Annotated in this window: 23 protein-coding genes; 9 read left to right on the top strand and 14 right to left on the bottom strand. The window is 37.4% G+C overall.

Going from position 1 to position 26,521, the window contains the following annotated elements; genetic code table 11:
- The first annotated feature begins 4 nt into the window (after positions 1-4).
- Complete coding sequence (gene tpiA, locus H5968_RS08085) at positions 5-730, top strand: triose-phosphate isomerase (RefSeq protein ID WP_187039543.1); 726 nt, start codon at positions 5-7, stop codon at positions 728-730.
- Positions 731-838: 108 nt separating this feature from the next.
- On the top strand, positions 839-1,696 hold the full coding sequence (gene folP, locus H5968_RS08080) for a dihydropteroate synthase (RefSeq protein ID WP_187039525.1): 858 nt from the start codon (positions 839-841) through the stop codon (positions 1,694-1,696).
- Positions 1,697-1,801: 105 nt separating this feature from the next.
- On the opposite strand, the gene H5968_RS08075 is transcribed toward folP, so the two are convergent.
- The 3 genes from H5968_RS08075 to H5968_RS08065 form a co-directional block, all read right to left on the bottom strand.
- Complete coding sequence (locus H5968_RS08075) at positions 1,802-2,644, bottom strand: SPFH domain-containing protein (protein WP_096566896.1); 843 nt, start codon at positions 2,642-2,644, stop codon at positions 1,802-1,804.
- A 347-nt stretch (positions 2,645-2,991) separates the two neighbouring features.
- Positions 2,992-3,432 (bottom strand): NUDIX hydrolase, encoded by a 441-nt coding sequence (locus H5968_RS08070; RefSeq protein WP_187039524.1) that lies wholly within the window; start codon positions 3,430-3,432, stop codon positions 2,992-2,994.
- Positions 3,433-3,530: 98 nt separating this feature from the next.
- Positions 3,531-4,418 (bottom strand): bacteriohemerythrin, encoded by an 888-nt coding sequence (locus H5968_RS08065; protein WP_187039523.1) that lies wholly within the window; start codon positions 4,416-4,418, stop codon positions 3,531-3,533.
- Between the two features lie 635 nt (positions 4,419-5,053).
- Here H5968_RS08065 and malQ point away from each other — a divergent pair.
- Entirely contained in the window at positions 5,054-6,559 is a 1,506-nt protein-coding gene (malQ, locus tag H5968_RS08060; protein WP_187039522.1) for a 4-alpha-glucanotransferase, read from the top strand.
- A 248-nt stretch (positions 6,560-6,807) separates the two neighbouring features.
- Here malQ and H5968_RS08055 read toward each other — a convergent pair whose 3' ends face one another.
- Both H5968_RS08055 and H5968_RS08050 read right to left on the bottom strand, forming a co-directional pair.
- Positions 6,808-7,602, bottom strand: coding sequence for a RodZ domain-containing protein (locus H5968_RS08055; protein WP_187039521.1), 795 nt, complete (start codon positions 7,600-7,602; stop codon positions 6,808-6,810).
- A 179-nt stretch (positions 7,603-7,781) separates the two neighbouring features.
- Positions 7,782-8,552, bottom strand: coding sequence for a pseudouridine synthase (locus H5968_RS08050; protein WP_187039520.1), 771 nt, complete (start codon positions 8,550-8,552; stop codon positions 7,782-7,784).
- A 184-nt stretch (positions 8,553-8,736) separates the two neighbouring features.
- Between H5968_RS08050 and H5968_RS08045 the strand changes: the two genes are divergently transcribed.
- Positions 8,737-9,450: a DUF2993 domain-containing protein gene (locus H5968_RS08045; RefSeq protein WP_187039519.1), complete on the top strand. Its 714-nt coding sequence runs from the start codon at positions 8,737-8,739 to the stop codon at positions 9,448-9,450.
- Here H5968_RS08045 and H5968_RS08040 read toward each other — a convergent pair.
- The 3 genes from H5968_RS08040 to cbiT form a co-directional block, all read right to left on the bottom strand.
- On the bottom strand, positions 9,440-9,607 hold the full coding sequence (locus H5968_RS08040; RefSeq protein WP_187039518.1) for a hypothetical protein: 168 nt from the start codon (positions 9,605-9,607) through the stop codon (positions 9,440-9,442). The two genes, H5968_RS08045 and H5968_RS08040, sit on opposite strands and share 11 nt — an antisense overlap.
- 17 nt (positions 9,608-9,624) lie before the next feature.
- The gene (locus tag H5968_RS08035) at positions 9,625-10,512 is read right to left on the bottom strand and encodes a phosphatidate cytidylyltransferase (protein ID WP_096566886.1); all 888 of its coding nucleotides are present in this window, start codon (positions 10,510-10,512) and stop codon (positions 9,625-9,627) included.
- Positions 10,513-10,579: 67 nt separating this feature from the next.
- A complete protein-coding gene (gene cbiT / locus H5968_RS08030; protein ID WP_187039517.1) occupies positions 10,580-11,182 on the bottom strand; it encodes a precorrin-6Y C5,15-methyltransferase subunit CbiT in 603 nt (200 codons plus the stop codon).
- Positions 11,183-11,503: 321 nt separating this feature from the next.
- Between cbiT and H5968_RS08025 the strand changes: the two genes are divergently transcribed.
- A complete protein-coding gene (locus H5968_RS08025; RefSeq protein WP_187039516.1) occupies positions 11,504-12,934 on the top strand; it encodes a serine/threonine-protein kinase in 1,431 nt (476 codons plus the stop codon).
- Positions 12,935-13,110: 176 nt separating this feature from the next.
- Here the strand turns inward: H5968_RS08025 and H5968_RS08020 are convergent, their stop codons facing one another.
- Together H5968_RS08020 and H5968_RS08015 are read right to left on the bottom strand one after the other, a co-directional pair.
- The gene (locus tag H5968_RS08020) at positions 13,111-14,820 is read right to left on the bottom strand and encodes a diflavin flavoprotein (RefSeq protein WP_187039515.1); all 1,710 of its coding nucleotides are present in this window, start codon (positions 14,818-14,820) and stop codon (positions 13,111-13,113) included.
- A 428-nt stretch (positions 14,821-15,248) separates the two neighbouring features.
- A complete protein-coding gene (locus H5968_RS08015) occupies positions 15,249-16,997 on the bottom strand; it encodes a diflavin flavoprotein (RefSeq protein ID WP_187039514.1) in 1,749 nt (582 codons plus the stop codon).
- A gap of 188 nt (positions 16,998-17,185) precedes the next feature.
- Here H5968_RS08015 and H5968_RS08010 point away from each other — a divergent pair, with 188 nt between their 5' ends.
- The 4 genes from H5968_RS08010 (at position 17,186) to H5968_RS07995 (ending at position 19,498) form a co-directional block, all read left to right on the top strand.
- Positions 17,186-17,941: a pantothenate kinase gene (locus H5968_RS08010; protein WP_222620611.1), complete on the top strand. Its 756-nt coding sequence runs from the start codon at positions 17,186-17,188 to the stop codon at positions 17,939-17,941.
- Positions 17,942-18,460: 519 nt separating this feature from the next.
- Positions 18,461-18,754 carry a hypothetical protein gene (locus tag H5968_RS08005; RefSeq protein ID WP_187039513.1) on the top strand — a complete coding sequence of 98 codons (294 nt, stop codon included), beginning with the start codon at positions 18,461-18,463 and terminating at the stop codon, positions 18,752-18,754.
- Positions 18,755-18,857: 103 nt separating this feature from the next.
- A complete protein-coding gene (locus H5968_RS08000) occupies positions 18,858-19,094 on the top strand; it encodes a hypothetical protein (protein WP_236104157.1) in 237 nt (78 codons plus the stop codon).
- Positions 19,094-19,498, top strand: coding sequence for a type II toxin-antitoxin system VapC family toxin (locus H5968_RS07995; RefSeq protein WP_137668971.1), 405 nt, complete (start codon positions 19,094-19,096; stop codon positions 19,496-19,498). The genes H5968_RS08000 and H5968_RS07995 overlap by 1 nt, the downstream gene beginning before the upstream one ends.
- A gap of 825 nt (positions 19,499-20,323) precedes the next feature.
- Here H5968_RS07995 and H5968_RS07990 read toward each other — a convergent pair.
- The 4 genes from H5968_RS07990 to H5968_RS07975 all read right to left on the bottom strand — a co-directional run bounded on the left by H5968_RS07990 (position 20,324) and on the right by H5968_RS07975 (position 26,328).
- Complete coding sequence (locus H5968_RS07990; protein WP_255427074.1) at positions 20,324-23,431, bottom strand: type I restriction endonuclease subunit R; 3,108 nt, start codon at positions 23,429-23,431, stop codon at positions 20,324-20,326.
- Between the two features lie 185 nt (positions 23,432-23,616).
- Complete coding sequence (locus H5968_RS07985) at positions 23,617-24,528, bottom strand: DUF4351 domain-containing protein (RefSeq protein WP_187039512.1); 912 nt, start codon at positions 24,526-24,528, stop codon at positions 23,617-23,619.
- Between the two features lie 90 nt (positions 24,529-24,618).
- Positions 24,619-25,977 (bottom strand): restriction endonuclease subunit S, encoded by a 1,359-nt coding sequence (locus H5968_RS07980; protein WP_187039511.1) that lies wholly within the window; start codon positions 25,975-25,977, stop codon positions 24,619-24,621.
- Positions 25,978-26,328 carry a type II toxin-antitoxin system VapC family toxin gene (locus tag H5968_RS07975; RefSeq protein WP_187039510.1) on the bottom strand — a complete coding sequence of 117 codons (351 nt, stop codon included), beginning with the start codon at positions 26,326-26,328 and terminating at the stop codon, positions 25,978-25,980.
- Positions 26,329-26,521 lie beyond the last annotated feature (193 nt).

The following is a 26,521-nucleotide window of genomic DNA, read 5'->3' as shown; positions in this document are numbered from 1 at the left end:
ACCTGTGCGAAAAATAGTTATTGCCGGCAACTGGAAAATGTTCAAAACCCAGGCAGAATCAGAAAATTTCCTAAGCGGATTTCTGCCTCACCTGGAGGAAACACCCTCAGAAAGAGAGGTAATATTGTGTCCTCCCTTCACAGATTTAAGTGTAATGTCCAAATATTTACACGGTAGCCGTGTAAACTTGGGCGCACAAAACGTTCACTGGGAAGAAAATGGAGCCTACACGGGTGAAATTGCTGCTCCCATGCTCACAGAAATCGGTGTGCGCTATGTCATCATTGGACACAGCGAAAGACGACAATATTTTGGCGAAACAGAGGAAACAGTGAATCTGCGCCTCAAAGCAGCCCAAAAATACGGACTGACACCCATTCTCTGTGTTGGTGAAACCAAACAGCAACGAGACGCAGGGGAAACAGAAAAACTGATTAGCACCCAGTTAGAAAAAGACTTAGTAGATGTTGATCAAACTAACTTGATTATTGCTTATGAACCAATTTGGGCGATTGGTACCGGTGACACCTGTGAAGCCACAGAAGCAAATCGAGTCATTGGTTTAATTCGTGATCAACTGACGAATCCTCACGTATCAATTCAATATGGTGGCTCAGTCAAGCCCAATAATATTGATGAAATCATGGTACAACCAGAAATTGACGGCGCTCTCGTCGGCGGTGCAAGTTTAGAAGCTGATAGTTTTGCCAGAATTGTCAATTATCAATAACCAAGGCAAAAGGCAAAAGGCAAAAGGCAAAAGTTGATTCATTTTCCAATGCCTCCTGCCTCCTGCCTCCTGACTCCTGCCTCCTGACTCTTGACTCCTGACTCCTGTATGTCAAATCAATTAATTATTAGAGAACGTTGTTTTACTTGGGGACAACGGACTTATTTAATGGGAATTTTAAATGTCACCCCAGATAGTTTTAGTGATGGTGGTCTATTTAACACAACTTCAGCCGCTTTAGCTCAAGCGCAAACAATGGTAGACGCTGGTGCTGATATTATTGATATCGGTGGTCAATCAACCAGACCAGGAGCAGAACAAATCACCCTCACAGAAGAACTTGATCGGGTGCTGTCGGTTTTGCAAATCATTAGACCAAAAATTACTATTCCCATTTCTGTAGACACAACTAGAGCAGAAGTAGCTCAAGCTGCTGTAGAAGCTGGGGCAGATATTGTTAATGATATTTCTGGTGGTACTTATGATCCAGAAATGTTGCCAACAGTAGCCAAATTAGATGTACCAATCATGTTAATGCACATTCGGGGAACTCCCCAAACGATGCAACAATTAACAGATTATCAAGATTTGATGGGAGAAATTTATAGTTTTTTATCCCAACAAATAAAAGCCGCAATTACAGCGGGTATTCAACAGGAAAAAATAATTATTGATCCGGGTATTGGTTTTGCCAAAAATTATGATCAGAATTTAGAAATTATTCGCAGTTTGCCAACATTCAAAACCCTAAAGTGTCCCATCTTAGTGGGAGCATCCCGCAAAAGTTTTATTGGCAAAATTTTAAATCAACCAGAACCAAAAGCCAGAGTTTGGGGAACAGCAGCAGCCTGTTGTGCTGCCATTTTTAATGGTGCTGATATCCTCCGAGTTCATGATGTTGCCGAAATGCGTGATGTCTCCCTAGTTGCTGATGCTATCTATCGACAGGTGATTGGTGATTGGTGATTCTATTTTGGATTTTGGATTTTGGATTTTGGATTGTATTTCATGAATCCAATCTAAAATCTAAAATCTAAAATCTAAAATCTAAAATTCTCTTGCCTTTTGCCTCTAATTTTTTCCATTACCAGAAGTTTTACCATCATCTTCTTTAGTTACAGATTCAGCAATTAATTCTTGAAACATATCTGTAGAATTAGCCGGATCTACAAACACAATTTTAGCGTTATTACTTTCGCCCAATTTTTGGCTGGCTTGTACATAATCTTGAGCTACAAGATATCTTAAAATATCTTTGCTTTCGGGATGGGAACGTATAGCTTCAGAAATAATTTCCATTGAAGTCTTAGTTCCTTCGGCTTTCTTAATAGCTGCTTGTCTCTCACCTTCAGCAGCCGCGATTACCGCCCGTTTTCTAATTTCTGCTGCTCTTTCCTCTTCCATTGACTTCTGTACACTTTCAGGGGGTGTAATTCGCTGAAAATCCAACCGCAGAATTTCGACTCCCCAAGTCCGTGAAATTGGATTTAATTGATCTAATATGCTTTTGTCCATATCTGCCCTAGACATATTAGCTTCCTCTACAGTTTTCTGGGCTATAACTTCCCGCACTGTAGTTGTAGCTAAATTTGAAAGTGCCTGTTGCAAATCATCAACTGCATAAAAGCTGTTTTCCATCTCGACAATGCGCCAGTAAACGACTGCATCTATTTCCATGTAAATACCATCTTTAGTAATGACATTCTGGGGCTTAACATCTAAAATCTGTTCCCTGGTGGTATCTTCCATAACAATTTGATCAAGAAAGGGAACAATGAAATTAAGTCCTGGTTTCAGTTTTCGATGGTATTTTCCCAAGCGTTCAACTAGAGCTTCATTACCTTGATTAACCAGTTTTGCAGATCCTAAAGCATAACCTATGAGTGCTAAAACTATAGCAATAATTGGCTCCATATATACTCCTATTTAGGGCTGGAGAGAATTGAGTATAAAACAGTATGGCAAGAAGTCAGGAGTCGTAGGGGCGAAGTAGGGGCGAAGTAGGGGCGAAGCATTCGGAAAATAGCTTTGGAGAAAAATTAATAATTGTTCGCCCGAATGCTGATGCTTCTAGCACGCTTCCCGAACGCCCGTACAGGAGTCAGGAGTCAGAATATTTGTTTGTAGCAAGAAACCTCCAGAATCAAGTTTTTTTCTCAACAACCAATAACTCGAAAACTCTCATTTGTTCTGAATCTTGTATTCTGTATCCTCAATCCTTACACAGCATGATATTTTACAATAATTATCCTATATGTGGTTCATTTCCCAAATCCGAACCGGGGACGAATCCCATAATTCCGATACCGGAAATAATCCCGCAAAATCCGGTCATGGTCAAAACATAAGTTAATCGGTACACACCAAGGCTCAAAAATACCCACACCCTTAGCATCATCACCCGCTACAGGTTCACCCGTTGCAGTTGCCAAAAACACAATACTAATTGTATGTTGACGAGGATCACGACTAGGATCAGAATAAACCAAAAACTGTTCAATTAACTCTATTTTTAAACCTATTTCTTCCTCAGCTTCCCTGCGTGCTGCCACTTCCACAGGTTCACCATAATCTACAAACCCTCCGGGAATAGCCCATCCTAAAGGTTCATTATGTCTTTCAATCAGAATGATCGGGCGATGAGGTCGATCAATTAATTCAATAATAATATCAACGGTAGGAGCAGGATTTCTGTAAGTCATTGTCAATTTTTAAGTAGCTTCATCTAATATGAACTACCCCAGCCTCAACGATGTCGGCTAGGGTTTATACATCCCCAGCAGTACGTTTATTGAGATGCTTAGGATTGAATTTCATCTTTTTTTTGCCGTTTTTGTCTCAGAAAGGCACTCATTTTTTTGTCTTCATTTTGGATGTGATGAATCAGCCAATCTGTCAAAAAATGGGATACGCTAATAGTAACTTGGGAGCTATCTTGTGTATTTATTTTTTGATTAAATACTGTCACCTTTTCCCTCAGAAGTTCATGTTTGGCTTTATGTTCGGTGTAGCCAGGATAGTCATTTTTTAGCATTACTTCTTCTTCGGTTTCAAAATGAATAGTTGTGTAGATTTTCAGAATCTCTAAGGTTTTTTCTAGTAATTCAGATCCTCTTCCTGCCAGCATGGCACTATTGAGGGCATTAATAGCATGAAACAGACTTTGATGTTGATTATCAATCAGAATATAACCTGTTTCATACTCAGGTCGCCATTGGGCAATCTCTATCTGGGAATTACTAGAAGCAAAGGATGAGATATCTTGAGATTGGGACTTGCTCAAATGACCCTGAAGACAATAATTAATCATCTTCACGTCTTCATTTTGAATGTGATGAATTAACCAATCAGTTAAAAAGTGAGAAATTGTATTCGTTAACTTGGATAAGTCATACTCATTTTCTCTCTCAAAGCTTAAAACCCTGGCTTTTAGTGCTTCATGCTTCATCCTATGTTCTGTATAACCCGGATATTCATGGTCTATCATGAATTGTTCTTCAGTGCTAAAATGAATTGTTGTGTAATCTTTTAAACTCTGAATAGTTTGTTTGATTAAGGATTGGCCTTGTCCCTCCAACATAGCATTATTTAGCGCATTAATTGTACTTAATAAGCTTTTATGTTGCTCATCAATGATGACATTGCCTGTTTCATACTCAGGTCGCCATTGTGCGATTTTAATACTCATATATGAATCCTCAATAAAGAATAAATTGTAACTGCTTAGACAGAAACTTAAATTGAGAGATCTTTGCTTGATCAAGCTTGCACGAAAAATATTTGTTTTTACTTGCAGTTCTCCTGTTTATTTTATACTGGAATTGATATGTAGGGGTTGCTGAGAAAGTCTTTCCGTGAGGGCATAGGAGTCAGGAGTCAGGAGTCAGGAGTCAGGAGTCAGGAGGAGATTGGAAAATTTCTTTGCCATCTCTTGAAATCCCATTGAAATCCCAAAAAATGCACACTTTTTCCGGTATACCCTTCAAAACCCTTGCACTAATTTCTGTGTTTATCAGCCTCTAACCTTTGATATATCAAGGTTTTAGGTTTATTCAGCAAACCCTATGTATTAACTATTATACTAAGCTGATAAACCTTTAATTTGCACAACCAATGCGGGCAGGATGCCCACCCCACAAGAGTTTCAATTTTAGATAATATGCAAGTTAAATGTCCAACATACGCTAAATTTTAGTACGGTACGTTAGACTAAATAAATTGTTAAGAATCAACATATTTTTAATTTAGTGTCCCTAAAAAATCAATTAAATGTAACATTTGTGTAAGTCCTCATCAACAATCTACTCATATTCACCATTAACTATGCCTTTTCCTAGATCAAGCGGAATTTTACTGCATCCAACTTGTTTCCCCAGTCGTTTCGGGATTGGGGATTTAGGGGATAAAGCTTATCGTTTTATTGATTTTCTCAAAGATAGCTACCAGCAATATTGGCAAGTTTTACCTTTAGGACCTACTGGTTATGGTAATTCTCCTTATATGTGCTACTCAGCAATGGCGGGAAATCACCTGCTGATTAGTCCAGATAAGCTGGTAGATGAGGGATTGTTATCTGAAGCAGATTTTGCGAATTTACCAGCATTTCCGGCTGATAAAGTGGATTTTGAGCGAGTTATTGCCATTAAAACCAATCTGCTCAAAAAAGCTTGCGAAAATTTTAAACATCACGCCACCGCTATCCAAAGAAAAGCTTTTCACACTTTTTGCAACACCAGAGGCTATTGGCTGGATAACTATGCTTTGTTTATGGCGCTCAAAGATGCCCACAATGGAGCTAGTTGGTACAGTTGGGAACTAGAACTGACAAAAAGAGAAACCGCAGCATTGGCACGGATGGAACAAGAGTTAACACAAGAAATATTTTATTACAAGTTCATCCAATATGAGTTTTTCCGTCAATGGTCAGAACTCAAGAATTACGCTAATCAAAATGGTGTAGATATTATTGGTGATATCCCCATTTACGTAGCTCATGATAGTGCTGATGTATGGGCAAATCCTGAATTTTTTGCTTTGGATGAAGAAACAGGTGCAGCGGCTTTAATGGCAGGAGTTCCACCAGATTATTTTAGCGCCACCGGTCAATTATGGGGCAACCCGGTTTACAACTGGGAAAAGTTGCAAAAGCAGGACTTTAAATGGTGGGTGCAACGTTTTGAGGCTATGCTGGATTATGTTGATATCATTCGGATTGACCATTTCCGAGGGTTTGAAGCTTATTGGGCTGTACCCCAAGGAGAAGAAACCGCCATCAATGGAGAATGGATCAAAGCGCCAGGGGTAGAATTTTTTGCAGTTATTAAACAAAAACTGGGCAAATTACCGATTTTAGCCGAAGATTTGGGGATTATTACAGAAGAAGTGGAAGCACTACGAGATCAATTTGAGTTTCCGGGGATGAAGGTATTACAATTTGCCTTTGGTTCAGATCCTGGTAATCCGTTTTTACCTTTTAATTACCCACGTAATGCAGTAGTTTACACTGGCACTCACGACAATGACACGACTCTGGGCTGGTTCAATACTACCAATGATTACGAAAAGCAAAATTTATTGTTATATTTGGGAAATATCAGCCCTGATGGTATAAACTGGGATTTAATTCGTTTAGCTTTGAGTTCCATCGCTAATCAAGCGATTATTCCTTTACAGGATGTTTTGGGATTGGCAACTCAAGCCAGAATGAATTATCCCAGTACGGCTGAGGGTAATTGGGAATGGCGTTATCAGCAAGAGGTTTTGACTAAGGAATTAAGCGATCGCTTGAAAATTCTCACCAATCTTTATGGACGCGCTCCCATAAGTTGATGATTAACTTTTCCTGATTAACTTTTTCTGGGTGCGTAGTATAAAGCTGAAACCTCCATTCCGTACTCAAAACCTCATGGTTAGTAGGGGTTGGTTTAACCTAATTAGCAGTTTCAAGGAAACATAGCTATTTTTAGTTATGTGTAGTAGATGATATTGGCAAATAACAGCAATGTTTTCTATATTGTGTTGTATGCCACTGATAAATTTAATACTTGGTTAACCTATCCCTACTGACGCACGACGTTTCAAGACCTGACCTTAGCGGCAATCCTGACTTCCTGAAATTTCCCTGGCTGTCCCATTTGTTTAGGTTGTTGCTGATTAACGCTCATCAACACACCCCCAGCATTGTCAGTTTTTACAGTCAGTTCTTCAGCAGCTTTCCATTTGCGGTGAGATCCTTTTGGTAGAACTCCCTCAAACTCGGTTTTACCATCAGCGACAATACGAACCCAAGATGAGGACTGCAAGGTAACATCAATTTCTACAGTTTCTGAACTGTTGATATCAAATGGAATTGCCTTTAAATCCTGGGATTGCAGTTTCTGAGGCTTTAAATCGTCATTTTTCTCCGCCTTTAGTTGATTTTGGCTATTGTTTGCTTCTAAAGCAGTTTGATTCAATAACTGAGATAAACTAGTTACAGAGCATACTATGACGACAATGTAAAGCAAGTACAGATGAAGAGGACGCAGTTGAAAAAAGGGTTGGGGTTGCCAATTGCTTTGAAAACTGACTTTTTGAGAACCGAGAGGAAAATGGCTGGCAAATTCTGCCCCCTTCACCCCCAGTGCATCAGCAAATTGCCTGATTAAACCCTGAGTGTAAATAGGTTCTGGTAAATCGCTTAAATCACCTACTTCAATTGCGTTTAATAGTCGGCGAGGAATTCTAGTGGTTAACACAATTTCATCCATAGATAAACCCTTTTGTTGACGCAAAACCGCGAGTTTAGCGCCCATTTGTGCTAATTTTTCCGCCTGTTGTTCTTCTATTGATGGTTTGCTGGGTTTCTCATCTTTTTTTCTTGGCCATTTCATAATTTTTATTACACTCCTTAACTCAACTTAATCATTAATAGGTATCCGCTTTATCAATTGATAATTAACAATTGACAATTGATAATTGTGTTATTCAAGGTTGAAAATCCCCGATTTCCAGGTAAAAAAGCCAAAAATTCCAGTTTTTCAAGATTCTGACTTTTAGGAAGAGGCAATTGTCAATTGTTCATTGTTAGTTGTCCATTATTGAATTGATTCTTTAAAAAAATAATTTCTTCTGGGGTGAGATGACGATAGTCACCAACACCGAGAAAACCAGCTTTTAGTGTTTGTAGTTGAATTGAACCGATGGCAGTGCGATGCAGTTGGATCACAGGATATCCTAACTGTTCAGCTACACGGCGAATTTGACGATTTCTGCCCTCCTGTAAAATTATTTCTAATTTGCTTTGGTTGGCCAAACGTTCAATCAAGCGTACTTTAGCAGGTCGTGTTTTTCTACCTTCTAGTACAACACCTTCACGCCACATCTTCAGAACTGTTTCTGGGGGATGTCCTTTAACCACAACATGATATGTCTTAGAGATATTATGACTGGGATGAGTTAGCGAAAATGTCAAGTCTCCATCATTTGTTAATATTAATGCTCCGGTAGAGTCAGCATCTAAACGCCCCACTGGGTGAATACCAGTACCCTTGTGTAAATTTTCGGGTAATAGATCCAAAACTGTAGTTCTGCCGTGGGGATCATCACAAGTAGAAACTACTCCAGCGGGTTTGTTGAGTAACAAATAGATTAAAGCTGGGCGATCGCTGTGAGAAATAGGTTTACCATCAATGCAAATAGTGTCTCGTTGGGGATCGACTTTTTGACCTAAATGTGCCACAATCCCATTTATCTGCACTCGTGATTGCTTAATCATCTCCTCAGCTTCACGACGTGAGGCTATACCCCATTGAGAAATAATTTTTTGTACTCGTGCCTCCATGTATAAATTTTGTATACTTTGTTAATTCAGACTTATTATTAATTGTTCCAAGTTTTGTGGAGTTGATACCTAAAAGTGAATCTTGCCATTTCTCAGTTAATAGCAATCACCATTACAGTTAAGAACTGTTTAAGATCTCGTGATTTTTGAGCAAATATCAAATATTAAGCAATAACCTTGTTCAATGACAGATAAAAACCCCCCATCCGCCAATAGTAAGAAAATAAGGTTAATTACTCAAGCACTAACCACAGCAATTAAGCTATGGCTAAAAACACAATTAACTCAAGTATCGCAGATTGAGATAGAGATTGGAGCAAGCGATCGCCAACTCCTTTCTGGCTGTATTCCTGTGGTATCTATTTTTACTACTAATGCAGTTTATCAGGGTATCCATGTTACACGCATTCAACTTTCAGCTGAAAATATACAGATAAACATTGGTTCCATAGTCAGGGGTAAACCCCTTAAATTATTGGAAATAGTTCCCGTAGTTGGTGAACTGGTGGTAGATGAAGGGGATCTGAATAAATCTCTTTCATCAGAATTATTGTCAACTGGCTTAAATGATGTACTGTTTAAACTATTACCAGAATCATGGGAAAAATACAAGCCTATTTGTTGGCAGAAAATTACACTTGACAATCAGCATTTAATACTGTATGGACTTGTAGCAACTGACAGAGAACCTATATCTTTAGAAATTTCTTTAGGTCTAGAACTGCTGAACAGTCAAGAACTACAATTAACACAGATTAAAATTCTGTATAATCAAGAACCAATTTTAGAAAATAATCCTGGATACAATTTAGACCTTGGTTCAGACGTTGACCTCCAAGAATTAACTTTGGAATCTAGCCAAATCTTATGTCGTGGACGCATCAACGTCAACCCATAATAGATAATTGACAATTGATAATTGACAATTGATAAGTGGTGATTGGTGACTGGTGATTGGTGACTGGTGACTGGTGACTGGTGACTGGTGACTGGTGACTGGTGACTGGTGACTGGTGACTGGGTAATAAATTTGATGTTTCCCTATCAACTATCAACTGTCAACTATCAACTATCACTTTAACAAAGGTAAAATGAGTGTGACAAAATAGTAAACTAAAGGGGCGGTAAAAATATAACTATCAGTCCGGTCTAATATACCACCATGACCGGGTATCAATTGTCCTGAATCTTTTACCCCTGCATCTCGTTTTAACATAGATTCAGTTAAATCGCCTAAAAGACTAGCAACACCTATCAATAAACCCAAAGTTAAACCAGAGATCACAGAGTAAGGAAAATGGAGAAAATAAGCACCGGCTAGTGCTACTATGAGACTGCCGCTAATACCAAAAATTGCCCCTTCTACAGTTTTTTTCGGACTGATATTTGATAAAGGAGTTTTACCGAAAAACTTACCAAAAAAATAAGCACCAATATCAGCAGCCCAAATACATAAAAAAGTTAAAACTGTAAATGTTAAACCTTCGGGTAAACCAGTGATATTTTCTGGGGTAAAAATTTGATTCCAGTTTTCAGGCCAGTAGCCACCAAAGGGAAGATTACTAATAATATTTGTACTATTGAGATTTCGCAAACGTACCCAGTAACTCGGTAAATAACCGACATAAAACAGCCCCATAATAGAAGCGGAAATATCGGCAATGGTAGCAAATTTGGGTTGAAAAAGCAGGTAAAAACAAATAAAAGTTCCTGCTATGGGCATGATAGCATCCGCTAAACTGGCATTGAGAGTACAAATAGCCAGTAAAATTAAACTGACAACTATAGTAGTTTTAGCTGCGGGAGCAATACCTCTGGATCTAACTAAATTAAAATATTCTTGTTGACCTAAAAAGACAACGATCGCCATAGCTATGGTAAAGTACCAACCACCTAATAAGGTTGAAGATAAAGCTAGAGCGATCGCAATAATTCCACTAATAATTCTTGACCAAGGCATAATAATAGTATTTTAGATTTTAGATTTTGGATTTTGGATTGAATCCAAAACCGAAAACCGAATAGATTCAATCTAGTTTTTCACCACTGAGAATAAAAATCGGATCAGCGGCGACAAAGGTTTGGGAAAAACCGCGAGTTTCTAAGCGGTTAACAGCAGACTGTACAACCTCGATATTTCTGGCTCTTAACTGAGAAAAGCTTTGAGAAATAGCATACAGACTTTCTAGATTAGCAGCTGTGGCGACAACTCGACCGGATAAAGGCAAATAAAGCCAGACAGCTTGTAAAATTTCCTGGATAGCTTTTGCCCCTGCTATACAAACACGATCAGGGGTGGGTTGTATATCATGTAAACACTCTGGGGCGCTGCCTTCAATTACTTTGATATTTTTGACTTCAAAGCGATGGCAGTTACGTTTAATCAAATTAGCCACTTCTTCATCTCGTTCTACCGCAATAACTCTTCCTTGGGGACACAATAACCCCACCTCTACAGGAATTGTACCTGTTCCTGCACCAATATCCCATAATACCGAATCTGGTTTTAATCGTAGTTGGGAAATTAACAACAATCTTAATTCTCGCTGAGTTAGGGGTATACCTGGTAAGTTCTCAAATAAGTCATCGGGAATACCAGGGGTAACATAAGGCCAAAGTTGGGAAGGCATAAGCAATTAAAAATTCAAAGTTTAAAATTCAAAGTTTAAAATTCAAAGTTTAAAATTCAAAGTTAAAATTCAAACTTAAAAATTACAGCGGATTCCTGTGTTATAAAGTACATAATAGCGCCCTCATCGGTTGCGGGGAGGGGGTTGGGGATGGGGTTTTTGTACCTGATGACACTGGGAAGTGCTGCATCAGCAGAAGTAGGAAGTAGTAACAATTAGTAAAACTATTCACCGAAAACTTTTAAAACATCCTGACAGTCAACAAGAATAAAATAGAGAAAGTTTAACAACATAATTTTCTAAGTGATCTAGGTGATGCTGATGAATAGGGAAATATTGGGCGATCGCTACCAAGTTCAACAGCAGTTAGGTAAAAAGTCAGCCCGAAGGACTTTTTTAGCTCGTGACACCATAAACAATAACTTAGTAATTGTCAAGTTACTTGCTTTTAATAGTGACTTTGAATGGGATGATTTGAAACTGTTTGAACGGGAGGCGGAAACCTTAAAATCTTTATCCCATCCATCCATACCCTCCTACCTTGATTATTTTGAAGTAAAATCCTCTAATTTTCAAGGATTTTCCCTGGTACAAACTTACATCCCAGCGAAAACCCTAGAACAATACTTACAAACTGGGAGAAAATTCACAGAAAATGAAGTTCAAGAGATAGCTAAAGCAGTTTTAGAGATATTGGTTTATCTTCATGAGTTACACCCACCTGTGATCCACCGTGATATTAAGCCTAGCAATATTTTATTAGGAGAGCGATCGGGGAATAGTGTGGGAAAAGTTTATTTAGTAGATTTTGGTTCTGTGCAAACTGTTTTAGCCTCAGAAACAGGTACTAGAACCATTGTAGGAAGCTATGGTTATATGCCACAAGAACAATTTGGGGGGCGTACAGTTCCCGCTTCTGACCTTTATAGCTTAGGTGCAACTTTAATTTATTTAATCACAGGTACTCAACCGGCAGATTTACCACAAAAAGATTTTCGCATTCAATTTGAACAAGTGGCAAATCTGAGTCCGGGCTTAACTAACTGGTTAAAAAATATGATAGAACCAGATTTAGCAAAGCGGTTTACATCTGCAAAAACAGCACTACAAGCTTTAGAAACACCGGAAAAAACTGATATTACAAATTCAACAATTGCTAAACCAGCAGGTAGTCAAATTCGACTAATTAAAAATGAGGAATATTTAGAAACTACCCTTCCTGCTAAGGGATTAACATTAACTCTTAGTTTATTAGGAATTCCATTTATGATATTTTGGAATTCCGTGATTTTGTTGTTTATCGTTGGCGCGTTTAAGGTCTTTATTTCTAATCCTTTTGATTGGAGAACAATAATAAATGCTACATTCGTAGCTTTCTTACTATCACCTTTTTTTTACAGTGGTTTAGCTATGATATATGGTATATTAAGTTCATTTTTTGAATGTAAAATTAGCATAAATCAGCAACAAATATCCCATAGTCTTTATCTTTGGGGACTGAAAATTAAACATACCTCTGCACCGAGAGAAAACATTAATCACTTAGTTTATATACCTCAACATTTGACAAAAGATAGTGAGGTTGGTAATTCTTTAGTCAACGCAAAGTTGGTAATTTGGATAGGGGTAGAAAAATTGGAAATAAAAGTTGGTGACTATATCATCAAGTCTGAATATGAATTAAAATGGTTAGCTGATGAGTTAAGTAATTGGTTAGGGATAGAACTTGAAATAACCAAAAACTCAAATTAATGCTTCAGATATCTGTTGAAAATGATTCTGGGGACAACCAGAAATAGGTTTAAGTTTTCTCCTTACTAGTCTCTGACTCTGAATGGAGTTGTTGATTACTAATGAAGCAGAAAACGCCTCTTTATAGCCTAAATTACCCCTCTATTTCATGTTAGAGGGGTTAATGTATGGGGTGCTTAATAATAACTTGCTGATTTCCGATGATGCACAGCAGTCACACTATCTTGGTTTAACACTTTGCCATCATCCACTGTGGCATAAACTAACCAATGATCGCCTACTTCCATCCGGTTCTTCACTGTACATTCTAGGTAAGCTAAAGCACCATTTAAAATTATACCACCGTTGTTAGCTTCTGCGGTGTCTAAACCTGCAAATCTATCTTGTCCAGGGGCGTAAACCTTCATAAATTGTTTACGTATTTCTCGCCCCTCTGCTAAGATATTAACAACAAATTTACTACCTGTGTAAGTCATGTTTTCCATTGCCCGATCTTTAGCAACTGCAATGGTTAACCCAGGAGGACTAAAGCTGGCTTGTGCAACCCAAGATGCTAACATTCCAGTTTTCACTTCACCTTGAGTTGCTGTAACGACACACAAAGATCCGACAATTCGCCCTACTGCTTGTTCAACATTACTTGCAGGTTGTCTAGCAACCACGGCTTTTTTAGCAGCGCGTTTTAATGCTTGAGCAAAATCTGTACCTGCTTCCTCACAGGTTTGTAAGGTGACTTCATTAGGTTTGAACTTAACGCGGATGGTTTCAAAACCAAAACGATAACCTGCATCTTTCAGTTTACCTTCAATTAAATCAACTGCTTCCCCACTCCAACCAAAAGAACCAAAGACACCAGCTAATTTATTATTAGTTGCAGTTGATAAAACAATACCTAAAGCTGTTTGTACGGGTGTGGGTGCATGACCGCCTAAAGTGGGCGAACCGATTACAAAACCGGCTGATTTTTCAATTGCCGTTTTAATTTCTTCAGGATCAGCAAATTCGCAGTTAATAGATTCTACGCTAACACCTGCTTTAGTAATACCACGAGCGATCGCACTAGCTAAAGTTGCAGTATTTCCATAGGCAGAAGCATAGATCAAAGCTACACTCATTTCCGCGTTAATTTGTTGCTTGATCCATTCTCGGTAAGAGTGGGTAAGTTCTTGTAAAGCATATCTTACCAAGGGACCATGACCAGTAGCATACAACCTGACTGGCAAATCTGCCAACTTATCCAAAGCTGTTTCTACTTGTTTGGCATGGGGAGCCATAATACAATCGAAATAATAACGGCGATCTTCGTTAAAAACTTCCCAACCTTCATCAAATACTTGATCACCACAAATGTGCGCCCCAAATAACTTATCAGAAAATAAGATTTCTGTTTGTGGATCGAAAGTACAAAGTTCATCAGCGTAACGGGGGTTAGGAGTAGGAATAAATTGTAAATGATGTCCTTTACCTAAATCTAAAGTTTCATCACCCCGCATTACCACAATCGGTAAATCTTCATTTTCTAAAGCTGCACGTAAATTTATCGCCCCTGGGTTAGAACAAACAAAAGTAATTTGAGGCGCAATTTCTGTTAATATTTTTAATGTTGCTGCCCGGTTAGGATTGACATGACCAAGAATTACATAATCAATATTTTTGATATCTATTCTTTTTTGTAAAGCCTGTAAATAAATTTCCGTAAAAGTTTCCCCAGGTGGATCAATTAAAGCGATTTTATCACCTTGAATAATAAAAGAATTAGCTGTTGTTCCCTTAGCTAAAGCATATTCAATTTCAAATCTTAACCTTGCCCAACTGCGCGATCTGATGATTGTTGTATCAGTACCAATAGGCAATATTTGGACATCACGGGGTTTAGTATTTGACATAAATTTAATCTCCTTGTTTCTTGCTTTTAAATCTTCTATTTATGGGAGCATCCCAAATGTGTAAATCTTTTTTGAACTAATGGTAAAAATGATCCAATGAACTGATATGATTGAACCGCAAAGGACACAAAGGACACAAAGGTAAGAGAGTTTAGGAGTTTTTTTGGTGTTACTGCGGTTATTTTTTCAAAATTGGGATGTTCCCATATTTATATTGTTTGTTTCCACTTAAAAACATTCAAATAAAACTCTGTGTCCTCTGTGCCTGGAGTGGTTCTTTTATAAATTAGTTGGTTTCTCAGATAAACTGTGGAATGCCCATTTTTTTACAAAGTGGGCATTTTCCACACAGTAATTGATAAAATTTAATTCATAATTAGTAATGGCAAATTTTTCTTAATTACCAATTACCAATTACCAATTACCAATTAATAGTGATTACCAACCTTCCGATGGTGTACTGCTGTTAATGATTCAGGTTTAGATACTCTACCTGCATAAACCGTACTATACACCGCCCAATGATCGCCGCAGTCCATCCGGCTAACTACTTCACATTCCATGTATGCTAAAGCATCACCCAAAATAGGCGCACCATTTTCTGCTGGTTGGGTTTTGACACCTTCAAAACGATCCGCGCCGGGACTAAAACGTTTTAAGAAGTGTTTCATCAATGCTTGATAGTTGCCTTCTTCTAAAACATTGAGAACAAAGCGATCGCCTACTTGCATCAATGATTCTATCGCCCGATCCTTAGCTACTGCAATAGAAAAACCCAAAGGTTTAAAACTCGCTTGACTTACCCAAGAAGCTAACATGGCGCTGGAAACATCGCCTTTTTTGGCTGTGATGATATACAAACCGCCGCTAATTCTTCCTAGTGCTTTATCTAAATCAGCACTTAAAGATTTCATAGCTTTGATGCTTTTTTCTTTTGTCACCAACTGTCCCAAATCTGTTCCCGCTTCTTCACATTTTTTATAGGTGTTTTCTGTGGGTGTTTCCCGAATCTCAATCACAGGAAAAGCTACAGTTAAACCCGCAGCGCGGAATTTATTTAACAGTGGATAGGTAGGTTCATCATCTCCACTACCGGTTTCAAAAATACCAATGGCTTGTTTTTCCGTTGCAGATCCTAGAACTGTACTCAATGCTGTTTGAATGCTTGTATTACTAGATACGGGATTCATTCCCACTACCAAGCCTTTACAGCGTCCTACAAGTTCCCGTAATTCTTGTAAATCAACTGTTCCAGATAAATCAACTACTTCCACAGCTACCCCGGTTTTTACGATACCGTTGGTAATAGCTTGAGCTAGGCGATCGCTATAACCATATTCAGAAACGTAAAATATACCCACAGTGGTTTCTGCTTTGGTTTGGTTTTGACTCCAATTGAGGTAACGTCCTGTTAATTCTTGGAGATTGTGATATAGTAAGGGTCCGTGACCAGTGGCGATCATTTTGATGGTTTTTAATTCTGCCATGCGCTTCATTGCAGAAAGCACAGAACGGGCATTAGGACCCATCAAGCATTCATAGTAATATTGAAAGTCTTTTTCAATGGCAGATAAATCATCATCAAAAGTGCTATCTGTACAGTAATGCATTCCAAAAGCATCACAGGTGTAAAGAATTTGGGTTTTGTGGTCAAAACTGAAAATAGTATCAGGCCAGTGTAAATTAGGAGCAATCACAAATTCAAACTCATGGCCATTACCGAGATCCAGGCGATCGCCATTTTTCACAATACGACGTTTAAAAGGCTGATGTACCAAATCTTCTAAAAATTGAATTGCTACCTTAGAACCAACAACGGTAATATCAGGAGCTTTTTGTAGTAAATCTTTAACTAAACCACTGTGATCCGGTTCTGTGTGGCTAATAATTAAGTAATCTATATCTTGCGGATTAATTAAACCAGTCAGTGTATCAAAATATAACTGACGGAACTTTTCATGGGAAGTATCAACCAGGGCAGTTTGTTCACCGCGGATCAGAAAGGAGTTGTAAGTTGTACCATTTTGCAAACCAAACTCAATATCAAAGCGATCGCGGTTCCAGTCTAAAGAACGAATAGCCGTGGTATCCTGATCAATTTCTACCGTTTGTATAGTCAGCCGTTTTACTGGGGTTGTACCTTCCTGGCCTTGATTTTTATCGGTGAGCAATACCATAACTCCCCTCCTTAACTTTTATTGAGTATTTATTCCTCTGCCTTATATTGTGACACGGGTTGAATATAACTTTTTCTTAAAAAACCTATCATTCAATTAAGAAAATTAAAACTGTGAAACAAACTGTGAAACAAACTGTGAAACAGAATATCCAACCGCAACAGACAAACAACCCTTGGTTAGCCTTAATGGTTGGTAACTCCCGGCTACATTGGGCTTTATTTATAGATCACACTCTCAACTCTACCTGGGATACACAACATTTATCAAAGTCTGATCTAGAAAAATTAGCAAAAACGAATACTTTGCCCCTTCCTCCGTCTTATGCTCGTTCTATCTTCCTTTCTCCTAACCTGCCTATCACTCTCGTTTTAGCCTCCGTAGTTCCCAGTCAAACACAACTATGGCAAACTTACCCTAATCATCGTTTAATCACCTTAAATCAAGTCCCTATCCGGGGAATGTATCCCACATTGGGCATTGATCGCGCTTTGGCTTTATTTGGCGCAGGTAAATCCTATGGTTTTCCCATGTTAGTAATTGATGCAGGAACAGCATTAACTTTTACAGGGGCAGACTCCAATCAGCGTCTTATTGGTGGTGCTATTTTACCAGGTTTGGGTTTACAATTTACCAGTTTAGGACAAAAAACCGGACAATTACCATTGTTAAAAATTAGGGAGATCATAGATTTACCGCCCCGGTTTGCTATGGATACACCCCAAGCAATTCAAAGTGGTATCATTTACACTTTATTGGCGGGAATAAAAGAGTTTATTGATGAGTGGTTATCGTTGTTTCCTGATAGTAAAATTGCTATTACTGGGGGAGATAGTGAGTTATTGAGAATTTATTTAAAACAACAGTTTGCCGAAATAGGTGAAAAGATAATTTTAGATAATAATTTGATATTTTGGGGAATGAGAGAAGTTAATTTTGTCTGAATCAGGATGTCTGGTTACTGAGCGACTTGTACTGAGCGCAGTCGAAGTAAGTCGAAGTACAGGATTTAAGGATTTACAGGATTTTTTTTGATAGGTTATTTGTGCAGTATCATAATTTTTATTTGTCTGAATCAGGATGTCTGGTTACTGAGCGACTTGTACTGAGCGCAGTCGAAGTAAGTCGAAGTACAGGATTTAAGGATTTACAGGATTGTCTTTGAGAGGTTATTTGTGAGATGCAATGATTTTTATTTGTCTGAATCAGGATGTCCAGGATTTAAGGATTTACAGGATTTTTTTTGATAGGTTATTTGTGCAGTATCATAATTTTTATTTGTCTGAATCAGGATGTCCAGGATTTGAGGATTTACAGGATTTTTTGGTAATTTTAATAATTGGGATTTGGGGAATGGTTGGTATTTGGCGATCGCTACTTTTACGAAAGATATCACATGATTTACAAAACCTTTGAAAATGTGATATAATAAATATACTATTTTCTATACAATGAAATAAAATATGACTAAAACATTAATGATTGATGTTATTCAGCACCTAGACTCTCTTTCTGTTGAAGAACTACTGGCAGTTAAAACAAAAGTAGATTTTTTAATTCAAATTAAATCATACTCTCACAGTATCGAAATTCCAATTGCAACAGAATCTTTAAGCGAATTAAAACCAGAAAATAATAATTCTTTAGAAAAAATTATCGCACTTGTAGACGAATGGATAGCTGATGAATCAGGCTATGATCAAGAAACTTATCCTCAAATTGAAGCAGCTTTGAATAAAAACAAGTTGTCAATATAAATGAGTAGAGTAATATTGTTAGATTGTTCTATTTTAAAATAAAAATATTGCCAAAAATTGTTTATAATTACATCATAACTATTGGAATATAGGAAAAAAATTAATGATGCACAGTATGAGAGTGCGATCGCGCATTGGTAAAGATGGACTATTGCAGATTCATTTACCCGAAGCACAAGAAGGAACAGAACTAGATATTGTTCTTGTCTATGAAACAACAGCAACAGTTCAAAATAAAACTCAAAACACAATCAAAATCAGTGATTTTTATGGATGTATTCAGGATGAAACATTTATCAGACATCCACAAACAGAACAACCAGAGAGAGAAACATTTTAATGATTTACTTACTAGACACTAATACCTGTATTGTTTATCTCAAAGGTAAAAATCTCTATTTAAAGAAAAAACTTGAGAACATACCACTTTCAGAAATCGCTGTTTGTTCAGTTGTCAAAGGTGAACTATTTTATGGTGCAATGCGTAGTGCTTATCCAGAACGTAATTTGAAATTACAGCAAGATTTTCTCAATCAGTTTGTTTCTTTACCTTTTAATGATCAAGCTGCCACTATTTTCGGAAACATTCGCGCTCAACTGACTGCACAAGGAACACCTATCGGTGGTTATGATTTACAAATTGCGGCTATTGCTTTAACCAACAATTTAATTTTAGTCACTCACAACACCAGAGAATTTTCACGTATACCCGAATTAAAATTAGAAGATTGGGAAATTGTCTGAATCAGGATGTCCAGGATTTAAGGATTTACAGGATTGTCTTTGAGAGGTTATTTGTGAGATGCAATGATTTTTATTTGTCTGAATCAGGATGTCCAGGATTTAAGGATTTACAGGATTTTTTGGTAATTTTAATAATTGGGATTTGGCGATCGCTACTTTTACGAAAGATATCGCACAATCTACAATCTGCTAAACTGTTCCAAAATCCCTAAATTATCATACTTTTAAATAACCAAACACCAGAAATCACCAATCCCCATCCTGTACATCCTTAAATCCTGGATATCCTGATTCTGACAAAAAATCAACACCAGAAATCAAAAAACCCCATCCTGTACATCCTCAAATCCTGGATATCCTGATTCTGACAAAAAAAAGATCAACAAACCTTTTATTATCAATAAAATCTGTCTTATTCTCAATAACTATTGAGAATCATGTCAACAAGCCAAAATCAACCAACGAATTTTCAAGGTTCTTGACATCTTCACAGCTTATGTTATGATAGAAAAGACAGACCCAAGGGACTACTATATCTTTATATCCCCTACTCCCAACTTAATAAAAAGGGTTTTCTGACTTCCCATAACTAAACCCAAGAAATCAAAAATCCCCATCCTGTAAATCCTCAAATCCTGTACTTTGACTTACTTCGACACCGCCCTTCGACACCGCCCTTCGACACCGCCCTTCGACACCGCTCAGGACAGGCTCAGGACAGGCTCAGGACAGGCTCAGGACAGGCTCAGGACAGGCTCAGTAACCAGATATCCAAATTTTAGTTACATTTCATTAACGTACCCTACAGAATTGGCGATCGCACTATCATAAATTCTCACCTTTAAGACTCTCATAAATACTAGCCAATAACTTATCAAACACCACCGCTTTAAATTCTTCATTATTCATCACCTCCATAAAGATTTTTTCATTCCCGTCCATGCGTTCAATAAACAACGCTTCCAGATGCTTTTCTAGGACAGGGGCGAAGTTTTCTTTGCTGTTGACTTGGGCTGCTTGTTTGATATGATCTTTACTAATAGCTGTTTCGGTGATTTGTTCAAAAAATAACTGATCTGCTAGGGTAAAATTAGTCCCAAACCGTTCATTAAGAGAGTCTATAAGCTGGGATAGGGGAACTTCTCTATCTGGTTGACGAGTTCCCACTGCTGTAGCACCTGTTAATGGTTCTGCTGTCCCTTCTTGTAAATCAATTTTGCCTTCACTGATTTTTTCTAAGCGATAATATTTAATTTCTATATCCCTAGATAAATCAATTTGGGGAGCGTTTTTACTTTTGGGTAATTTCTTGAGTAAAAATCGTCCGTAAGCATAAAGTTTTTCAAGTTCTGAATCTTGATAAGGAATAATTTGCGCTAGGAATAAATACAAATTACGAAAGCTGGTTAATTGATTTTTAAATTGTTCTTGTTCTGGTTCTGCTAATTCTTGATATTTGTCTACAATTGGATCTAATAAACTATTTAATTTTTGATGTTCACCGCCAGTCAAGGAAGTTTTAGGACGAAACCAAATTTCACACCATTGGTTAACATCATCTAGGCTAAAAAGTTGCCATTGATAAAGTTGATAGGATAAATCATTTAATTGTTGGGGATCTGCTGTTTCTCCTACGGGGGTTTCTTCGTAGTAAGGTTTAAAAGCTTGGTAAATGTCCTCTGGTTTGTTGACAAAATCCAGTACAAAGGTGTCTTCTTTCCCTGTAGTGGTACGATTGAGGCGAGATAAAGTTTGCACTGCTTGGACTCCATCTAGCCTTTTATCTACAAACATTGTATGTAATAATGGTTGGTCAAATCCAGTTTGAAATTTATTCGCTACTAATAATACTTGGTAAGCATCACTGGTAAATTTATCGGCAATTTCTTGAGATTTTATTCCTCCATTCATGTTGACTTCTGTAAATGTTTCATCTGGTAATTCATCTAAGGTGATAGAACCAGAGAAAGCGACTAAAGATTTAATATCACTATAGCCTTTGGCTTGAATATATTTATCAAATTCCAGTTTATATCTTACTGCGTGTTCACGGGAACGGGTGACAACCATTGCTTTAGCTTTACCGCCTATTTTATGACGGGTATGGTTGCGGAAATGTTCGATAATAATTTCTACTTTTTGGGCGATGTTATGGGGGTGAAATTCGATAAATCTGGCAATGGCTTTGGCTGCTTGGCGACGGGGTAAATCGGGATTTTTTTCTGAGGTGCGGACAAGTTCATAATATCTTTCATAGCAGGTATAATTGGCTAGTACATCTTTAATATATCCCTCTTCAATTGCTTGCCGCATGGTGTAAAGATGAAAGGGAGATTGACCGTTTTCTCCTGGTTCATCAAATACCAGCAGGGTTTTTTGTTTGGGTGTAGCTGTAAAGGCGAAATAACTCAAGTTAGGTTGTTTGGTGCGGGCAATTTGTTCTTTTAATAGTTCTTGTTTGGCTTGGTCTGTTAAATCTTCTTCTGTTTCATCTGCTAAAATTTGGGCAGCAATGGCTGATTCAATGCCATCTTTATTGAGAATTTGCCGCAGTTCATTGGCGGTTTCTCCACTTTGGGAACTATGTGCCTCATCTACTATAATAGCAAAGCGTTTATCTTTGGTGGTGATGTCTATAGTTTTACCTTTTTTAGCTAAGGTTTGAATGGCTTTATTAATAAAGGGGAATTTTTGAATAGTGGAAATAATAATTGGTACACCATCATTTAAAGCTGTGGCTAGTTGTTGGGTGTTTTCATCTATTTTTTGCACCACTCCGGCTTTATGGTCAAATTGATAAATGGTGTTTTGTAATTGTTGGTCTAAGATGGTTCTATCGGTGATAACGACGACGGTATGAAAGATTTTTTCATCTTGGTTATCGTGGAGGTTGGCTAACCGATGTGCCAACCATGCAATAGAGTTTGATTTTCCTGAACCTGCGGAATGTTGAATTAAATAATTATGTCCGGCTTTATGTTTTTTGGTATGTGCAATTAATTGACGAACTACATTAAGTTGATGATAGCGGGGGAAAATTAAAGTTTCTTTTTTTTGATAGTTAATTCCTGTGGCTGTGGGTGTTTTGATTTCTTCAATTTTTATGTGTAAAAATCGGGCTAATATATCTAATAAACTATCTTTTGCTAATACTTCTCGCCAAAAGTAACTGGTGCGATATTCGCCATTTTCCCCCGGTGGGTTGCCAGCACCGTGGTTATGGCCTTTGTTGAAGGGGAGGAAGTAAGTATTTTCTCCTGCTAGTTTGGTGGTCATCCATACTTCTTCTGTGTCTAGGGCAAAGTGGACTAAGCACCGTTGTTTAAAGACAAATAGGGGGTCTTTGGGGTCTCTATCCTGTTTGTATTGGTGGATGGCGTTGAGGTAGGTTTGCTGGGTGAAGGGGTTTTTCAGTTCGATGGTGGCGATGGGTAGTCCGTTGATACTGAGGAGGATATCAGGGATTTTTCCGGTTTTAATTGTGACTTGGCGGGTGATGGTGAGGCGATTTTTTTGATACTGTGCCAAGGTGTCGGGGTTCATGGCTGTGTTAGGTTGGAAGTAGGCGACTCGTAAGGTTTTACCGTAGCATTTGAAACCATTACGGAGGACATCTAGCATTCCCCGGCTTTTAAGTTCTTTGGTGAGGCTATCTATGAGGATTTTTTGGGGGTCTTTATTGGTGGCTAGGCGTTGCCATTGTTTAGGTTGGGTGGTTTGGATGAAATTGATGATTTCTGTGGGGAAAAGGGCGGTTTCTGGGTCGTATTCTGCGGCGTTACCTTGGTGGTAGCCACTGTGTTGCAGTAGTTCTCTTTCGATGGTGTGTTCAAATTCTTTTTCTGTGTGCATTGGTGTATAACCAAATTTTGTAAATATTTTCAGTATAATCCTAATATTCTTAACTCTTGTAGCACAGGCACACTTCGACATAGTTCGACTCCGCACTTCGACTTACTTCGACTACGCTCAGTACAAGTCGCTCAGTACAAGCTCACTAACCGCTCAGTACAAGTCTTGCCTGTTCTGTACATCATGTAGATGAAATATGCTGTAAATATTTTAAATTGGTTGGGTTTCACTTTGTTCTACCCAACCTACAATTAAGTTATTTTAAGTTATTTTTGTTGATCTAACCAGTTAATTAAATTATCTACAGATTGGAAATCAAAAATAGCATCTGCTAGACTCTCTATCTGTTCTACAGATAATTCATTAATCCGGTTTTCTAGGCTGGGTGTAATATTATTAAAACGCCGTTTTATTTGTTTTTTGATAATTTTTTGTTCTCCTTGTTCAATACCTTTTTCAATACCTTTTTCCATCCAACTGGTAACAATTTCCATGATTTGTTCCTGTTCTACTAAGTTAGCTTGTTTTAATTCTGTTTCTAGTTGTTGTTCTTCTGTGGTGTTTAATCTGAGGTAGGTGTCAATGAAACCGGAAATTAGTTCCATTTTAGCAGGGTTTAACTGGAGTGTTACTAACATTCTTAGGCATTCTAGTTTGACGCGGACTCTTTCTTCTGGTGCAAAGTCCATTTTTGCCATTAATGCTGCTGCTACGGGGTTGGGTTGGTTTAAAAAGTTGCGCCAGTTGAGGTTGTTTAGTTGAATGGCAACATAGTTAAATTCTAATATTTTGCGGTTGGGGAAGTTAACGGTATATTGGTTTTTTTCTGGGCGTTTTGGTTCATCATAGGAAAATATAACGATGGGGAAGATAGGAAGTAAATATTTGGCATCTAAACGGGAAAAGTAATGAAACATTCGCCGTTCAAATTCTTTTTGATTATATCCTTGGTTTTCTAGATGTATTAAAAAATAACTGTCTTGTCCTTGCCATTTGACTTGTGCTAATAGGTCTATTTTTCTTTTGTCTCCAGCGGTGACATCTGTAAATATTTCTTCTGGTAAAAAGGTGAGGGTGTCTTTTTCTACATATTCTAATATTTCTGGTAGAAACAGTTCTATAAATTCCCAAAAGAATGTTTGGATTAATTCTTTAAATAGTCTATCGTGGTCTATCATGGGTTTTGTGGTAGAGAATAGGGAACGGGTTTAAAAATGTTTTAGCATCAGGTTTTATGATTACAGGTTTGATTTATTTAGCTACATTAACTATATTTTAGGTATGGGAATTTTCCTCACATCTATTTTACCTGTGACGGCATTGGTGATCAAGGCTGTGCGGTATTCTTTTAATAGGTCTATGGCTTGTTTAATTTTGGTTTTTTGTTCTTCTATTTGTTTGGTTTTATAGTCTAAATATTCAGCTATTTTTTGTTGTTCTTGGAGTGGAGGTAATAATACTGGTAATTTCTTTAAAAGTTCCTGACTTAATGATGCTCTAGTAACAAGGTTCATTTCTTTTACAAAGAAAAATCTATGCAGTTGACACCTAAAATAATATTTTGAAAATCCTGGAAATATTAAGTTTGCAAAGGGTCTAACTCTGATTAAAAAACCTGAAAAAGTTGCATTATCAATGGACTGTAAACAAGTTGATGTAATGCCTATTTCTTCTATAGTTTCTGATGTTCTTGTAAAAAATATATCTCCTGTTTGGACTGAATAATTTATTCTATCTTCATCTGTAGAATTAGCTAATCCATTTACTATTTTTGGTAATTCTGGATTTGCATAAACATCTGTATAATTTACAAAAGGATAACCAAAACCAAAATAATCAGCACCTTTACTTATTCCATTTTGACAAAACCCTGTGTAGCGTAATCTTTTTACTTCCCAATGCTTCGGAATATCACCCAACCACTCAATACCAGAATCTTTCATCGGGACATTTACATCTAGTCCTTTGGTGACTGCGTGAGTAATAAGGGACGTGCGTTTTTCGTCCAGTTTTTCAATCAGGGTTTCTTTCTTCGCTATCAGTTCATCTATTTGTTTGGTTTTATAGTCTAAAAATCGAGCGATCTTTTCTTGTTCTTCTAATGGGGGAAAAGTAATTCTAATATTAGCTATAATTCCCATTCCTATATTCTGCTGTGTACCAAAACTCCAACTTTGTTCCACTGAATAGAAGAAAGGTTTTGACTTAATCACATAAAATAAAAAATCAGTTGTTGTTTTTTCTTGATTAGGTCTTAAAGCTGCTAAAGGCGACCATATATTAAATTCTTCATGTGTTTGAACACGAGCTACGTTTCCGGTAGTTGCACCGGATTTAACCATATAAACATCACCATATTTAGGTTTATATTTTTTAGAGAATCTTTTATGTTCTTCTAAAGAAATATAGCCTCTTTTTTTGTCAAAATTAATTTGATCATTTTTAATAGCTTCAGCAGAAATAAATGGTATTCCATCATCTAATAAATCTGGAGTTTCATGTGGTCCATCTGTAATTGGCATAGATAAAGAGAATTTAATAGGTATAACTTCCCAATGATTAGGAATCGCCCCCAACCACTCAACCCCAGAATCTTTATACTTATCATAACCCTGATACTTACCCATTTAACTAACTTCCCAATCTTCAAACTTTAACCCGTCAATTCTGCTAAACTCTCTCACATTATGAGTTACTAATATTAAATTATTCGCCAAAGCAATAGCAGCAATTTGTATATCATTGGAACTAATAGGAGTACCAATTTTAGCTAAATCAGCCCGAATTTGTCCATAAACTTCCGCACAATTATCATCAAAAGGTAAAGATACAAATTGATATAAAAATGATTTTTGAATCTTCAAAGCTTTTTCAGGGTTATTACTTCGCTTTGATCCATAAAATAACTCAGCCTTGACCACAGAACAAACCGCAACTTTTTCAGGTTCTAGATTATCGAGATGATAATTAATACTCAATAGACATCTCCAGAAAAGAAATTATGGAACTTATTTATGGGGGCAGGGCGAAGCTTATGGGATATCTAGATGTCTGATTTTTCCGTTAAATTATCGCCCAAATGCTTCGCCCCTACAACATATTACAAATTAATACATTCTATTGTGGAGATGTCTAATGACCTACCCTTGAGATACATAATACAAGCATTTG

The organism is Sphaerospermopsis sp. LEGE 00249 (assembly GCF_014299995.1).
GTDB classification, from domain to species: Bacteria; Cyanobacteriota; Cyanobacteriia; order Cyanobacteriales; family Nostocaceae; genus Sphaerospermopsis; species Sphaerospermopsis kisseleviana.
This window is presented reverse-complemented; position numbering and strand designations above follow the sequence as displayed.

What these genes read in the sequence shown, in the direction of transcription:
- H5968_RS07990 (WP_255427074.1), bottom strand. Translation starts at nt 23,431, where the DNA reads ATGTCGAAGTGTGCCTGTGCTACAAGAGTTAAGAATATTAGGATTATA.
- H5968_RS08065 (WP_187039523.1), bottom strand. Translation starts at nt 4,418, where the DNA reads ATGAGTATTAAAATCGCACAATGGCGACCTGAGTATGAAACAGGCAAT.
- H5968_RS08020 (WP_187039515.1), bottom strand. Translation starts at nt 14,820, where the DNA reads ATGTCAAATACTAAACCCCGTGATGTCCAAATATTGCCTATTGGTACT.
- malQ (WP_187039522.1), top strand. Translation starts at nt 5,054, where the DNA reads ATGCCTTTTCCTAGATCAAGCGGAATTTTACTGCATCCAACTTGTTTC.
- H5968_RS07995 (WP_137668971.1), top strand. Translation starts at nt 19,094, where the DNA reads ATGATTTACTTACTAGACACTAATACCTGTATTGTTTATCTCAAAGGT.
- H5968_RS08045 (WP_187039519.1), top strand. Translation starts at nt 8,737, where the DNA reads ATGACAGATAAAAACCCCCCATCCGCCAATAGTAAGAAAATAAGGTTA.
- H5968_RS08050 (WP_187039520.1), bottom strand. Translation starts at nt 8,552, where the DNA reads ATGGAGGCACGAGTACAAAAAATTATTTCTCAATGGGGTATAGCCTCA.
- H5968_RS07985 (WP_187039512.1), bottom strand. Translation starts at nt 24,528, where the DNA reads ATGATAGACCACGATAGACTATTTAAAGAATTAATCCAAACATTCTTT.
- H5968_RS08015 (WP_187039514.1), bottom strand. Translation starts at nt 16,997, where the DNA reads ATGGTATTGCTCACCGATAAAAATCAAGGCCAGGAAGGTACAACCCCA.
- H5968_RS07980 (WP_187039511.1), bottom strand. Translation starts at nt 25,977, where the DNA reads ATGGGTAAGTATCAGGGTTATGATAAGTATAAAGATTCTGGGGTTGAG.
- H5968_RS08000 (WP_236104157.1), top strand. Translation starts at nt 18,858, where the DNA reads ATGATGCACAGTATGAGAGTGCGATCGCGCATTGGTAAAGATGGACTA.
- H5968_RS08070 (WP_187039524.1), bottom strand. Translation starts at nt 3,432, where the DNA reads ATGACTTACAGAAATCCTGCTCCTACCGTTGATATTATTATTGAATTA.
- H5968_RS08010 (WP_222620611.1), top strand. Translation starts at nt 17,186, where the DNA reads ATGGTTGGTAACTCCCGGCTACATTGGGCTTTATTTATAGATCACACT.
- folP (WP_187039525.1), top strand. Translation starts at nt 839, where the DNA reads ATGTCAAATCAATTAATTATTAGAGAACGTTGTTTTACTTGGGGACAA.
- H5968_RS08035 (WP_096566886.1), bottom strand. Translation starts at nt 10,512, where the DNA reads ATGCCTTGGTCAAGAATTATTAGTGGAATTATTGCGATCGCTCTAGCT.
- cbiT (WP_187039517.1), bottom strand. Translation starts at nt 11,182, where the DNA reads ATGCCTTCCCAACTTTGGCCTTATGTTACCCCTGGTATTCCCGATGAC.
- H5968_RS08005 (WP_187039513.1), top strand. Translation starts at nt 18,461, where the DNA reads ATGACTAAAACATTAATGATTGATGTTATTCAGCACCTAGACTCTCTT.
- H5968_RS08055 (WP_187039521.1), bottom strand. Translation starts at nt 7,602, where the DNA reads ATGAAATGGCCAAGAAAAAAAGATGAGAAACCCAGCAAACCATCAATA.
- H5968_RS08075 (WP_096566896.1), bottom strand. Translation starts at nt 2,644, where the DNA reads ATGGAGCCAATTATTGCTATAGTTTTAGCACTCATAGGTTATGCTTTA.
- H5968_RS08025 (WP_187039516.1), top strand. Translation starts at nt 11,504, where the DNA reads ATGAATAGGGAAATATTGGGCGATCGCTACCAAGTTCAACAGCAGTTA.